9 protein-coding genes are annotated in these 12,855 nt (G+C 59.2%); 6 read left to right on the top strand and 3 right to left on the bottom strand.

Going from position 1 to position 12,855, the window contains the following annotated elements:
* Positions 1-85 precede the first annotated feature (85 nt).
* From JJB09_RS08670 to der, 4 genes are all read left to right on the top strand, one after another.
* On the top strand, positions 86-3,850 hold the full coding sequence (locus tag JJB09_RS08670) for a response regulator (protein ID WP_201656139.1): 3,765 nt from the start codon (positions 86-88) through the stop codon (positions 3,848-3,850).
* Positions 3,851-3,970: 120 nt separating this feature from the next.
* Positions 3,971-4,552: an NnrU family protein gene (locus tag JJB09_RS08665; RefSeq protein WP_201656136.1), complete on the top strand. Its 582-nt coding sequence runs from the start codon at positions 3,971-3,973 to the stop codon at positions 4,550-4,552.
* 91 nt (positions 4,553-4,643) lie between these two features.
* Complete coding sequence (locus JJB09_RS08660; protein WP_201656820.1) at positions 4,644-5,315, top strand: tetratricopeptide repeat protein; 672 nt, start codon at positions 4,644-4,646, stop codon at positions 5,313-5,315.
* Positions 5,316-5,352: 37 nt separating this feature from the next.
* Positions 5,353-6,819: a ribosome biogenesis GTPase Der gene (der, locus tag JJB09_RS08655; RefSeq protein ID WP_201656133.1), complete on the top strand. Its 1,467-nt coding sequence runs from the start codon at positions 5,353-5,355 to the stop codon at positions 6,817-6,819.
* A gap of 50 nt (positions 6,820-6,869) precedes the next feature.
* Here der and JJB09_RS08650 read toward each other — a convergent pair whose 3' ends face one another.
* The gene (locus JJB09_RS08650) at positions 6,870-7,901 is read right to left on the bottom strand and encodes a glycosyltransferase family 4 protein (RefSeq protein ID WP_201656130.1); all 1,032 of its coding nucleotides are present in this window, start codon (positions 7,899-7,901) and stop codon (positions 6,870-6,872) included.
* Positions 7,902-8,060: 159 nt separating this feature from the next.
* Between JJB09_RS08650 and bglA the strand changes: the two genes are divergently transcribed.
* Together bglA and JJB09_RS08640 are read left to right on the top strand one after the other, a co-directional pair.
* The gene (bglA, locus tag JJB09_RS08645) at positions 8,061-9,713 is read left to right on the top strand and encodes a beta-galactosidase BglA (protein ID WP_201656127.1); all 1,653 of its coding nucleotides are present in this window, start codon (positions 8,061-8,063) and stop codon (positions 9,711-9,713) included.
* Between the two features lie 65 nt (positions 9,714-9,778).
* Positions 9,779-10,756 (top strand): polysaccharide deacetylase family protein, encoded by a 978-nt coding sequence (locus tag JJB09_RS08640; RefSeq protein WP_201656124.1) that lies wholly within the window; start codon positions 9,779-9,781, stop codon positions 10,754-10,756.
* Between the two features lie 19 nt (positions 10,757-10,775).
* Here the strand turns inward: JJB09_RS08640 and sbmA are convergent, their stop codons facing one another.
* Together sbmA and JJB09_RS08630 are read right to left on the bottom strand one after the other, a co-directional pair.
* A complete protein-coding gene (sbmA, locus tag JJB09_RS08635; protein WP_201656121.1) occupies positions 10,776-12,044 on the bottom strand; it encodes a peptide antibiotic transporter SbmA in 1,269 nt (422 codons plus the stop codon).
* A gap of 199 nt (positions 12,045-12,243) precedes the next feature.
* Positions 12,244-12,852 (bottom strand): hypothetical protein, encoded by a 609-nt coding sequence (locus JJB09_RS08630; protein WP_201656118.1) that lies wholly within the window; start codon positions 12,850-12,852, stop codon positions 12,244-12,246.
* Positions 12,853-12,855: the final 3 nt, after the last annotated feature.

Raw genomic sequence — 12,855 nt, 5'->3', positions numbered from 1 at the left:
AGGCCGGGGCCTGCCTTCATGGTTAACCAAATGTTTAACGCCCAAATGGTATTGGGTGAGTTCTGCGCAGCCCCGAAACTTGCGGATGAGAGTTTTGATCTATTACCGCGACCCATTGCTCGACAAGATTTGCGACCGGATACTCGAGCTCGCCGAACCTGCTTTCATCAAGAACAGCGAGTTGGTTTATGTCGCCGTCAATGACGCTTTTTCCAAGCTGTTCAATGTTTCGCCGTCCGATCTCATCGGCACGGGCCGCAGCGAGCGTGAGGACATCGAAGCGCTGCTGGATATCGAGGACAAGGAGCGCGCGTGCCTGGTTTTCGGTGACGAACAGGCTTCGCAATTCGCTGATCCGTTCGGCAAAGGTCGCTTCCGCATCGAAATGGAAAAGTTCGTTCTGGGCGATGGGCAGACCTTTCTCTACAGCGTCTTTCACCCTCAAGATGCATCGCGGCCAGTGGAGAACCCCGCAAAAGCGGTTTCCACAGCCACCCAGCACGACGACACAAAGGCACATGAGATCGCTGCCGTCCCTGCGGTGGCGCTCGACAGGCAGCAGATAGATGAACTGCTCGATGAGCTCGATGTCGGCCTCTGCGTCTGGAACAAGGAGCGGAAGCTCGTCTATTTCAATGAGCGCCTGAGGACCTACTACAAGGGCCTGATTGATGATCTGTATATCGGCATGCACCTCCGCGACGGGCTGGCCGCGGCCTATGACAGCCTGGCGCGGCGCTTTCCCGACGAATATTCCATGGCCCCCGATATTCGCGAGCGGCGCATCGACGCAAAGCTCGCCGGCTATGAACGGGAGCGCAGCTCGGACTACACCCAGCTTGCCAATGGCTCCTGGCTGCACACCATCAACCGCAAGCAAGCCGATGGCAGCATTATCGGTCTTCGTCTCGATGTAACCGAGATGAAGAATCGTGAAACGCTTCTCGAGCGTCACGTCGAGGAAGTCAGTCTGTATCGGGAATTGCTGAATCGACTGCCGGTCGCCGCCTTCGTGCGCGGTCCCGACCAACGGCTGGCTTTCGTCAATCAGGCATATTCGGACCTCTTTGGCCGCAGTTGTGACAATCTGATCGGTACTGACGAATTCGAGCTGCTGGGCAGCGAAGCTGCCAGCATACGCGAAATCAACCAGGATACGCTAGTCAACGGCAGCGAATACGAGCGCGAGGAAGAACTGCAGGTCGCGCACGGCCGCACGGTCAGCACCATCGTCAAGACCGGGCGGATGGTTACCGGCAAGGGTACGCCATTCCTGGTGGGTACAATCGTCGACATTTCGACGATCCGGCAGCGCGAACTTCTGCTGCAGGAAGCCAACGAGCGTGCTGAGGCGGTCCGGCAGGACTTCGAGAACATCATATCCAGCGTCGATGTGGGGTTGCTGGTTCTCGACCGCGATCTGAACATCCAGTTGATGAACGAAGCCTACAAGAAAAAAATCTGGGGCAAGGAAAATGCCGATCAGGCCGGCGACATGGTCGGCCGGCCGTTCGAGGATCTGCTGTGCTCGCATTTCCGGAATGACCACCGGCCGGAGGCAACGGCTTCGGTCGAAGAGTATTGCGCCATGCGGATCAATGAAATCCGCTCGGGGCGCATTCGGCCGCGTGAAACAGTGCTCAAGAGCGGCAAGGTTGTCTTCTATTCCGGCATTCCGCTCTCCGGAGGCAACTTCCTGCTCTGCAACGTCGATCTGACTGAGCTCCGGCAACGCGACTATGAGGTCACTCAGGCGCATGAGGCCGCTGCCCGAGCCTACAGCCTGGCGCGCAATGCCACCGAAACGATGCCGGAAGGACTGATGGTGATCGAGGGCGGCAGGATCGCTTTCGTCAACAATAGCCTGGCAAAGCTCCTGAACGTTCCCGAGGAACTTTTGTCTAGCGGCGGGCGCTGGGAAGATGTGTTTCGTGCAACGGCGATCCAGAATCCGCAGTCGGATGAGGCTGTCGTCAGGGAAGGCCTGGAGCGGTTTGCCGGTGCGCTCGCTGCGGGCAAGCACGTTTCCTATGTGTTTCCGCTCAACGAGGAGCGCTGGATCCATCTCGAAATGCGTGCGGGCGACAACGGCCAGAGCGTCGTCATGTGCAGCGATGAGACTTCGGTCATCCGCCGCGAGGCAGAGCTGAAGCGCCTTGTCGCCAAGGCGGAGGCTGCTGACCGGGCCAAGTCGGAATTCCTGGCAAATATGAGCCTCGAGATCCGTACCCCTATGAACGGCATTCTCGGAATGGCCGAACTGCTGTCGAAATCGCCGCTTGATACGCGTCAGAAGGCTTTCATCGATATCATCGTCAAGTCGGGCCATACGTTGATGACGGTCATCAACGACATTCTCGATTTCTCCAAGCTCGAATCCGGGCACATGCAGCTGAAATACACATCCTTCGATCCCGCCGAGGCAATGGAAGATGTGGCATCGTTGTTTGCCTTCAAGGCTGCGGAGAAGGATGTCGAACTGATCGTCAAGCGTTCGGATTGCATTCCGGCGGCCATAATGGGCGACGCCGGTCGTTTCAGGCAGATCGTCCATAATCTCGTCAGCAATGCCGTGAAATTCACCGAACGCGGTCATGTCTCCGCATCGATTGAGGCAGTCGACGGCGGTCCCGGCCAGCATCTTCTGAGTATTACCATCGAAGACACGGGCATCGGCATTCCCGCCGACAAGCTCGGTTCGATTTTCGAACGCTTCTCCCAAGTGGAGATTTCCTCGAACCGTCCTGATGGAACGGGCCTGGGGCTGGCCATTGCGCAGCGGCTTGCCACGATTCTGGGCGGGGCGATATCGGTGCACAGCACAGAAGGCAGAGGCTCGACTTTTACCTTCAGCCTGCCGGTTCAGGTGGCGGCGGAAGCCAGCCGTTCGCGTTCGTTGCCCAAGAACGTGTCGGGTGCCCGCGTGCTAATTGTCGACGATCACGAGGTCGTCCGCGATCATCTTCTCGAAAATGTCGAGGAATGGGGTTTCGATTGCGTGGGCGCTGCCGATGCGGCAACTGCGATGTCGATTCTTGAAGTTGCTGTTGACAACGGGCTTAGCGTCGATGCTGTCGTCATCGACTGCCATATGGCTGACATGAGTGGAACCGAGTTTGCCCAGGCGATCCGCGCAAAGCCGGGGTGCGAAAATCTCGCGATTGTATTTCTGACGGCGCGCGATATCGGCGAAGACGAAGAGCTGAAGGCGGATATCCATGCGCAGGCCCATCTGATGAAGCCGGTACGGACCCCTCTGCTGCGCCAGACGCTGATCGATGTTATCCGTGCCGCCCGGCAACGAACCAACAAAGCGAACAACTCGTCGATCGTGTCGATAAGGCCTCAGTCCATCCAGCGCTTGCCTGCGCCTGGTGGAGAGGTTGTGTCGCAGGGTGAGCCTGTGGATGGGCCTTCCGTGATGCAGCCGGAGGCAACCGTCCCACGGCCCTACATCCTCGTGGCCGAAGACAATGAGGTCAACCAGATATTCTTCCGGCAAATACTGGACGGGCTGGCAATCGACCACCGGATCGTTGGCAATGGCAAAGAGGCACTGGAGGCCTGGCAGGCAGCAGCGCCGTCATTGATTTTCATGGATACGTCCATGCCTGTGCTGGGCGGGTTGGATGCAACCATGCATATCCGCGCCAGCGAGGCGGTCACCGGCGGCCATACGCCGATTATTGGCGTGATCACCAATCGGCAGGAATTCGAGCGGGAACATTGCATGAAGGCGGGCATGGACGACTGCCTCGCCAAGCCGATGACGCCTGACCGCCTGGAGGAAAAAATGATCCAGTGGCTGGGACCGCGAATCCAATTGAAGACCGGTAAGGCGACGCCGTAGACCATCCATCTGCCTCCAGACCGGTGACGCGCAGCAATCGGCCGCACTTTTGCAACTGGCAATTCCGGTTGGCAGCGCATAAAGCTGGCGGATCGCAGCGTCTATCGTCAGGATTTCATGATGGCACTTTTCCTTATCGGGTTGATCCTTTTTCTCGGCTTGCATTTGATACGTCTCTTTCCCGGCATCCGTGATGGGTTGATCGGCTCGCTCGGCAAGATCGGCTTTCGTGCAGTCTTTTCCGTGGCCGCCATCGCGACACTCTGTCTGCTGATCTACGGATTTGGACAGGCGCGCATGGAGACGGATATCCTGTACACGCCGCCCCCATTCATGGCCCATCTGACGTTGCTGCTGATGTTGCTGGCATCGATCGTGCTGGTTTCCGGCTTTCTGCCCTCGGGCTATATTGCGACCTGGACGAAGAATCCTCCGGTACTGGCAATCAAGATCTGGGCACTGGCGCACCTTTTCGCCAATGGTGAAGTCGTGCAGGTGATCCTGTTTGCCGCTTTCCTGGCTTGGGGGGTCATTCTCAGGATCTCCTACAAGAAGCGGGTGCAGCGGGGCGAAGTTGCGCCGCGCGTCTATAAATCCTGGACCTGGGATGTCGCTGCGGTCGCAATCGGCGTGGTCCTTTACGGTGTGTTCGCCGCCAAGCTGCATCCGTTGCTAATTGGCGTGCCGGCATTGCCGATGTGAGATTCTGGCGCGCCCCCCTTACATCTGCGGCAAAATCGTTTAGAAGCGGCAATTCGAGATCGAATGCGCCACCACGGACCACGATATGACGATGATGAACGACAATGACAGTTTCATTCGCGAGGTGAATGAAGAACTGCGCTCCGAACAGATGCGCTCCATCTGGCGACGCTTCGCGCCGTTCATTATTGGAACCGCCGTTCTGATCGTTGTCGGTGTTGCAGGCTCAGGCATCTATCAGTGGTGGGAGACGAAGCAGTCATCCGCTTCCGGTGACCGTTACCTGACCGCGATCAAGGACGCACAGGAAAATCGCGCTGATGACGCGGCCAAGGATCTCGAAGCCCTGACCAAGGACGGCTTCGGCGCTTATCCTGTGCTGGCGCGGATGCGCCTTGCAACGCTGAAGGCGGAAAAGGGCGATGCCGCAGCTGCGGTCTCGGATTTCTCCGCCATCGGCAAGGATCAGTCGATACCGGTGGCGATCCGCAATGCGGCCCGCTTGAGGGCGGCATGGTTGCTGGTTGACGCCGGCACCTACGATCAGGTCGCAACCGAAGTCGAGGAACTGGCGGTACCGTCCAGCGCGATGCGCCACAGCGCCCGGGAAACTCTCGGTCTTGCCGCCTACAAGGCTGGCGACCTCGCCAAGGCGCGCGACTGGTTTCAATTGATTGTCGACGATTCCGACGCGCCGAGCGGCGCGACGAGCCGTGCCCGCACGATGCTCGGCCTTATCGTTGCTAGCGGCAAGCTGTCCTGAGTTCGGACCGCGACCGATTCTTGCACTGGAGCATTGAATGACTTTCACCGTTGCAATTGTCGGGCGACCGAATGTTGGCAAATCGACGCTGTTTAACCGTCTTGTCGGTAAGAAGCTGGCGCTGGTCGATGACCAGCCCGGCGTCACGCGCGATCGCCGCCCGGGCGATGCGCGGCTGGTGGATTTGAGATTCCGCATCATCGACACCGCCGGCCTGGAAGAGGCGGGCGAGGAAAGTTTGCAGGGGCGCATGCGCGCCCAGACGGAGGCGGCGATCGATGACGCCGATTTGTCGCTGTTTCTCGTCGACGCCAAATACGGACTGACGCCGCTCGACAAGACGCTGGCCGAAATGCTGCGTCGCCGCGGCAAGCCTGTCGTGCTGGTTGCCAACAAGGCCGAAGCAAAGGGTTCGGATGCCGGCTTCTACGATGCCTACACGCTGGGACTCGGCGAACCATGCCCGATTTCGGCCGAGCATGGCGAGGGTATGCTCGATCTGCGCGACGCGATCGTGGAAGCCATCGGCGAGGACAAGGCGTTCGAGGAAGAGGACGTCGCTGAAACCAACGTCGATCTGCCTATGCCGGCCGAGGGTGAGGAAGACGAGGATTTCGAACCCGTCTACGACAATACCAAGCCGCTTCGGATTGCCATCGTCGGACGTCCGAACGCCGGAAAATCCACGCTGATCAACCGCTTCCTCGGCGAGGATCGTCTGCTGACCGGTCCCGAAGCCGGCATTACCCGCGACTCCATCTCGGTGGAGTGGGAATGGCGCGGCCGCCAGATCAAGATGTTCGACACCGCCGGCATGCGCCGTCGCGCCAAGGTCACGGAAAAGCTCGAAAAGCTTTCGGTTGCCGATGCGTTGCGCGCGGTACGGTTCGCCGAGACGGTCATCGTCGTTTTCGATGCGACGATTCCTTTCGAAAAACAGGATCTGCACATCGTCGATTTCGCGGTTCGCGAAGGTCGTGCTGTCGTGCTCGCCTTCAACAAATGGGACCTGATCGAGGACCGCCAGAAGCTGCTCGCTGACCTGCGCGAGAAGACGGACCGCCTGCTACCGCAGATTCGCGGCGTGCGCGCTGTGACTGTCTCGGGAGAGACGGGCGAGGGCCTAGACAGGCTGATGGCTGCGGTTGAGGAAACCGACAAGATCTGGAACAAGCGTGTCTCGACAGCGAAGCTCAACCGCTGGCTGGATTTCCAGACCCAGGGACACCCGCCACCGGCTGTCTCCGGTCGTCGCATCAAGCTCAAGTACATGACCCAGATCAAGGCTCGTCCGCCGGGTTTCATCATCAGCTGCTCGCGTCCCGAGGCGCTTGCCGAGAGCTATACGCGCTATCTGATCAATGGTCTTCGCGACGATTTCGGTCTGACGGGCGTGCCGATCCGTATTTCTTATCGCGGCACGGTCAATCCGTTCGAGGGCAAGAAGAACAAAGAGACCATGGCGTCAAGGCGACAGGCGGGCACGAAGAAGCCACGGCAATAGCCTAGATCACCGCTTAGCGCTTTTGATTGCGGATGAAATTTGAATGGCGGCTATTCAGCCGCCATTGTTATGCCATTCGCCTGCATGACATTGCCGAGGAACTGGCGCGTGGCCGCTTCCCATGTGTAGGTTTCGGCCAAGGCGCGCGCGCCGCTGCGACTGCATGCGAGCGCTTTAAGGCACGCCGTGCGGAGATCGCTGTCGAGTGCGCCCGCTTCCGGATGATCGCCAAGGATGTCTGCGGGGCCCGTGACCGGATAGGCCGCGACCGGCACGCCGCAGGCAAGCGCCTCAAGGATGACATTTCCGAACGTATCGGTCTTCGACGGAAACACGAAGACGTCGGCCTGTGCGTAGTGATCGGCAAGTTCCTGGCCGAATTTGGAGCCGGTGAACAATACGTCCGGATGCGCCTTTTCCAGCTTCTCGCGGTCGGGGCCGTCGCCGACCACCACTTTCGAGCCCGGCAGATCCAGTTCTAGGAAGGCAGGGATGTTCTTTTCGACGGCCACCCGGCCGACCTGCATGAAGATCGGGCGCGGCAGACCGAAAGGTTTGTCGAGAAGCGGTTGCGGCTGATAGAGGCTGTGGTCGATACCGCGCGTCCAGCGGCGAAGATTGCGGAAGCCGCGCGCGGAGAGCTCGGATTCGAGGCTCTGGGTGGCGACCATGCACAGATTTCCGGCATTGTGGAAACGGCGGACAAAGCCGTAGAGCAGGCTCTTCGGCAGCGGGATACGGGCGGAGACATATTCCGGAAACCGCGTGTGATAGCTGGTGGAGAACGGCATGCCGTTCTTCAGGCACCATTTGCGGGTGTAGTAGCCAAGCGGACCTTCGGTGGCGATGTGCACGAAGGACGGCTGGAACCTGTCGATGGCTTTCGCAACCGTGCTGTAGCGGGTCAACGCGATGCGGATCTCGGGATAAGAGGGCAGGGGCACGTTGCGAAATTTGTCCGGCGTCACCAGCATGATTTCGTGGCCCAGCCGCCGCATTTCGTCGATTGTGCTGTCCAGCGAACGGACGACGCCGTTCACTTGAGGGTGCCAGGCATCCGTTACAACAGTGATCTTGGCCATGTGTCCGTCCGATTCCGGATAATCATCCGTCGGAGGCTTTTCTAACGATTTTGTTACAGCCGTGTGACGGTCGGTTCTGGCCGCAATTCGCCGGGCCCGGTTTACGGAATCAGCGGTTGCCGATAAGCATGGACGTCCACATTTTCCCGGAGACCGTTCATGACATCCGCCGCCCTGACAACGACTTCCGACAAAGATTGGTGGCGGGGCGCGGTGATCTATCAGATCTATCCGCGTTCATTTCAGGATTCGACTGGCAGCGGCAGCGGCGATCTCAAGGGAATCACCGGCAGGCTTGGCTATGTCGCCTCGCTCGGTGTCGATGCGATTTGGCTGTCACCGTTCTTCAAGTCGCCGATGGCCGACATGGGCTATGACGTCTCCGATTACTGCGATGTCGATCCGATGTTCGGCACGCTTGCCGATTTCGACGCGCTGGTGGCAGAGGCGCACCGGCGGGGCCTGAAGGTGATGATCGACCAAGTGATTTCGCACACCTCGGACCAGCATCCATGGTTCAAGGAGAGCCGCGCCAGCCGCGATAACGCAAAAGCCGACTGGTATGTCTGGGCCGATCCGAAGCCGGATGGCACCGCCCCGAACAACTGGCTGTCGATCTTCGGCGGGCCGGCCTGGGAGTGGGACGGAGTTCGCCGGCAGTACTACATGCACAATTTCCTCACGTCGCAGCCCGATCTCAATTTCCATAACCCGCATGTGCAGGACGCGCTGCTCGACACGGTGAAATTCTGGCTGGAACGCGGCGTCGATGGCTTCCGTCTCGACACGGTCAATTTCTATTTTCACGACAAACAGCTGCGCAACAATCCGCCGCTCGAGAAGATCGAGGGGGCGACGAGCGCCGATGCACCTGACGTCAATCCCTACGGGTTCCAGAACCACCTCTATGACAAGACCCAGCCTGAGAATATCGCCTTCCTGAAACGCTTCCGCGCCCTGCTCGACCAGTATGACGGCCGCGCATCGGTGGGCGAAGTCGGCGATGGCTACCGATCGCTCGCCACTGTCGCTGCCTACACGTCCGGCGGCGACAAGCTCAACATGTGCTACACCTTCGACCTGCTGTCGCCGGAATTCACCGCCACCCATATCCGCCGATGCGTGGAAGCGGTGGAGACGCGCGCCGCTGACGGGTGGATCTGCTGGGCATTCTCCAACCACGATGTCACGCGCCATGTCAGCCGCTTTGCCCAGCCGGGCGACGATCCTGCGCGTGTGGCCAAGATCGCGCTGACATTGATTGCATGCCTGCGCGGCTCGATCTGCCTCTACCAGGGCGAAGAGCTGGGCCTGACCGAGGCCGATCTCGCGTTCGAGGATCTGGTCGATCCCTATGGCATCCGCTTCTGGCCGTCATTCAAGGGCCGCGATGGATGCCGCACGCCGATGGTGTGGCAATCGGACAAAGCCAATGCCGGCTTTTCCACCGCCAAGCCGTGGTTGCCGGTGCCCGTCGAACACGCCGCACTCGCCGTGGATATGCAGCAGGACGCGGTTGGCTCCGTGCTCAACCATTATCGCAAGACGCTTGTCTTTCGCAAAGCGCATGCCGCGATGGTCGAAGGCGATTTCAGGTTTATCAGCACCAACCAGGATCTGCTGGCCTTCACCCGTTCGAGCGGCGACGAGACGCTGTTGTTCGTTTTCAACCTCACGCGCGAAGCGGTGGAGTTTACGCTGCCTACCGACATTGCCGTGCGGCAGACGCTGGTTTTGCCCGGTTTTGCGCCCAGGCTTCAAGGGCGGACGGTCAGCCTGGAAGGACGCGAAGCTTTCGGCGCAAGTGTCTGAGAAAACATCAAATCCCCTTATTTGCGCTGTGTATGGCGACATACTCATTCAGACTGGTTTTCCGCATGCGCCTACATTTTTCCCTCTCCCTGGCACTCCTCGCCTCTGTGGCGACTTCGGCGCAAGCGCTGGAGAAGCCGAAGCAATTGGTGATCATTTCCTTCGACGGGGCGCACGACAACAAACTGTGGGAACGATCGCTAAAACTGTCCGAAAAGACCGGGGCGAAGTTCACCTATTTTCTCTCCTGCACCTTCGTGATGAGCCAGTCGGCGCGCAAGACCTATCAGGCGCCGCACCAGAAGCGCGGCCGTTCGAACACCGGCTTTGCGCAGAGCGAGCAAGAAGTGCGCACCCGCCTCGATCACCTCTGGAAAGCGCATCTTGCCGGCCATGAAATCGGCTCGCATGCCTGCGGTCATTTCGACGGCAAGGACTGGACGGCGGCCGACTGGGCGCAGGAATTTGGCGATTTCGACCGGACGCTGCTGGCTGCGTGGAAGGCCAATGGTGCAGGCGACCGACAGCCCGCCGAGTGGGACGATTTTGTCCGCAACGACATCAAGGGGTTTCGCGTCCCCTATCTATCGACCGGATCGAGCCTCGTGCCGGCGCTGAAGGCGCATGGTTTTGCCTATGACGCCAGCCTTGTGTCCAAAGGCCCGGCAAGTGCCGTCAACGACGACGGGTTGATGCGGTTTGCCTTGCCGCGCGTTCCCGAGGGACCGGGTGGCCGGCTGGTCATCGGCATGGATTACAATCTCTTCGTTCGACATTCCGGCGGGTTGAACTCGCCGGGACGATCGAAGGAATTCGAGGCTCGCACACTGGCGATGTTCCGCAACGCATTCGAAAAGCAATATGATGGCGAGCGCATTCCCTTGCAGCTCGGCTTCCACTTCGTCGAAATGAACGGCGGCGCCTATTGGAACGCGCTCGACACGTTCCTCACCGAGACATGCAGCAAGCCTGACGTGGCCTGCGTGAACTATGCGCAGGCGTTGGATATGGCAAAGAAAAAGGCGGCCGGAACCGCCTTTTGATCTATCGGGTGAGTTCAGGTTAACTCGGCTGCGGCTCGGCATCGACGTCAGGTGCCTCAATGAATTCCTGGTCGATTGTCGGCAGAGGTTCGTTGTAGATCGACGCTTCGAACGCCCGCAGGCGCTTGTAGATCGATATCAGTTCGACGATCGTCGGCCAGGAGTTGACGAGGTATTGGAACGACGAACGCACCTGATCGAAGACGTTGAGAACTTGGTTCAGCAGGCCGAGCGAGATCTTGGCCGCGACGATCGACGGGATAAGTACGAAGATGCCGAAAATGTTGTCAGTCTGCAGGTAGAGATAGCGCGCAACGTTGAAATACAGGTAGTTGAAATATAGGCGGAAGTAATTGCGCCGCACATTCTGGAAAAGTTCACGGACCGTAATCGGGTTGGCGCGGTCGGCGTCGTCTTCACCGTGCACCAGTTCCTTGCGGAAGGCAGCTTCGACGCGCTGGTTGCGAAACTCCAGCCCCGGAAGCTTGATGCCCACCAGAGCGAGGAAAACTGTACCGAACAGTGACCAGATGATCGCGGCCCAGACTAGCGCATGCGGCACTTCGCCGATGAACGGCAGTTCCGTGATTTTGGTGGAGTAGTTGAACAATACCGGAAGGAAGGCGATCAGCGTCATGATCGAGCCAACAAGGCTGACGCCGAGATCTTCCATGGTCCGCGCAAAACGCATCGTGTCGTCTTGTACACGCTGCGAGGCGCCTTCGATTACACGAAGCTTCTGCCAGTGCACGACATAGAAATCGTTCATCGCGGTGCGCCACCGGAAGACATAGTGGTTCACGAAAAAGGAATTGAAGACCATCAGCGTGATAGCGACGGAGGCGATGCCGAAGAAAATAACGCATTGCCAGTAGAACTCTGAAGCGGTGACGACCCGCTTCTTGTCAAGCGCGGTCTGGATGAGGTCGTAAAACGGGCCGTACCAGGCGTTGACGGCCACCGAAGCCTGCACCAGAAGATAGGTGTTGAAGACGACCAGCGCCGAGCCCCATACGGACCATCGCTGCCAAGGATGCGGGGCAATTGTCGCCCAAGATACCCCAAAAAATGCGACGCAGGCGAAGAAGTAGATGTAAAACCACAGGAATGGCGCCGACCAGAAGCGAGAGATGCCAATAACGAGTTCCTGTCCTTCTGCCAATGGAGGCAGTCCGATCAAGGCGCCCAAACTGCTCGCACCAAAATACCAGGCAAGAATGCAGATCAGCGACCAGGCCGCGACAGAAATGAAGAATGGCTTGGGCCTCGGGAAGAAGGACGTGAACACGCTGCGCAGTCTCCGCTTGGCTCCGCATTTGCTTGCGAAGCAGTTATTTTTGAGCGGGACCGTAATTTAGATGTGTGTTGGCCGCAATGGCCATGGGCCAACATGACCGAGATGTAATGCTGGTGTAAGCGATTGTTCATGTCGTCGCGGCGAGAGCCGGGTTACCGCCCGGCTCGGTCCGTATAGAAGGCAGGATGGTTCACGAGATACTGTGTTGGCGGCGCTGTTCTTCGAGATATTCCTCGGGAGCCGCAGTTTCGGTGTGGGCATAGGGCGGCAGGTCGCCGTCGAATTCATCCCAGCCTTCTTCGCGGAAAACCCGGCGTCGCTCACCGAGATCGACGCTGCCAAAGCGATCAATAATGCCTTGTGCCTCGATTACCCGGTCGTCGTGCACACACACGGTAACGAGCGTGCCGCCACGACGAACGCTTTCGGCAAGCACATGCGCGTCATCCTCGCCAATATCGGAACTGGTCAATGCATCAATCAGGCTGCCGGTGGCGCCACCGACCAGCATGCCGGCGGCAGCACCTGCTAGCGTCGAGGTGAGCCAGCCGACTGCCACGACGGGGCCTATGCCGGGAATGGTGATCATGCCCAGACCCGCGAGCAGGCCGCCGGCACCGCCTGCGACCAGTCCGATGCCGGAGCCGACACCAACATGCTCTTCGGAATCGACACTGACGTGATCCGGGTCGCGGGAGATCAGCGACATATCATCTTCGGCGATGCCTGACGCCTTGAGCGCCGTCACCGCTTCACCGGCTTGCGCGTAAGTGTCGAAGAGGCCTGTCAAGATTTTCATCGG

Origin of the sequence: Phytoamicus setariae, from assembly GCF_016722925.1 — a bacterium.
Lineage (GTDB): Bacteria > Pseudomonadota > Alphaproteobacteria > Rhizobiales > Rhizobiaceae > Rhizobium_E > Rhizobium_E setariae.
Note: the sequence above shows the minus strand (reverse complement) of the source record. Positions and strands in the feature narration are given on the sequence as shown.

What these genes read in the sequence shown, in the direction of transcription:
- JJB09_RS08640 (WP_201656124.1), top strand. Translation starts at nt 9,779, where the DNA reads ATGCGCCTACATTTTTCCCTCTCCCTGGCACTCCTCGCCTCTGTGGCG.
- JJB09_RS08630 (WP_201656118.1), bottom strand. Translation starts at nt 12,852, where the DNA reads ATGAAAATCTTGACAGGCCTCTTCGACACTTACGCGCAAGCCGGTGAA.
- der (WP_201656133.1), top strand. Translation starts at nt 5,353, where the DNA reads ATGACTTTCACCGTTGCAATTGTCGGGCGACCGAATGTTGGCAAATCG.
- bglA (WP_201656127.1), top strand. Translation starts at nt 8,061, where the DNA reads ATGACATCCGCCGCCCTGACAACGACTTCCGACAAAGATTGGTGGCGG.
- JJB09_RS08665 (WP_201656136.1), top strand. Translation starts at nt 3,971, where the DNA reads ATGGCACTTTTCCTTATCGGGTTGATCCTTTTTCTCGGCTTGCATTTG.
- JJB09_RS08650 (WP_201656130.1), bottom strand. Translation starts at nt 7,901, where the DNA reads ATGGCCAAGATCACTGTTGTAACGGATGCCTGGCACCCTCAAGTGAAC.
- JJB09_RS08670 (WP_201656139.1), top strand. Translation starts at nt 86, where the DNA reads ATGAGAGTTTTGATCTATTACCGCGACCCATTGCTCGACAAGATTTGC.
- JJB09_RS08660 (WP_201656820.1), top strand. Translation starts at nt 4,644, where the DNA reads ATGATGAACGACAATGACAGTTTCATTCGCGAGGTGAATGAAGAACTG.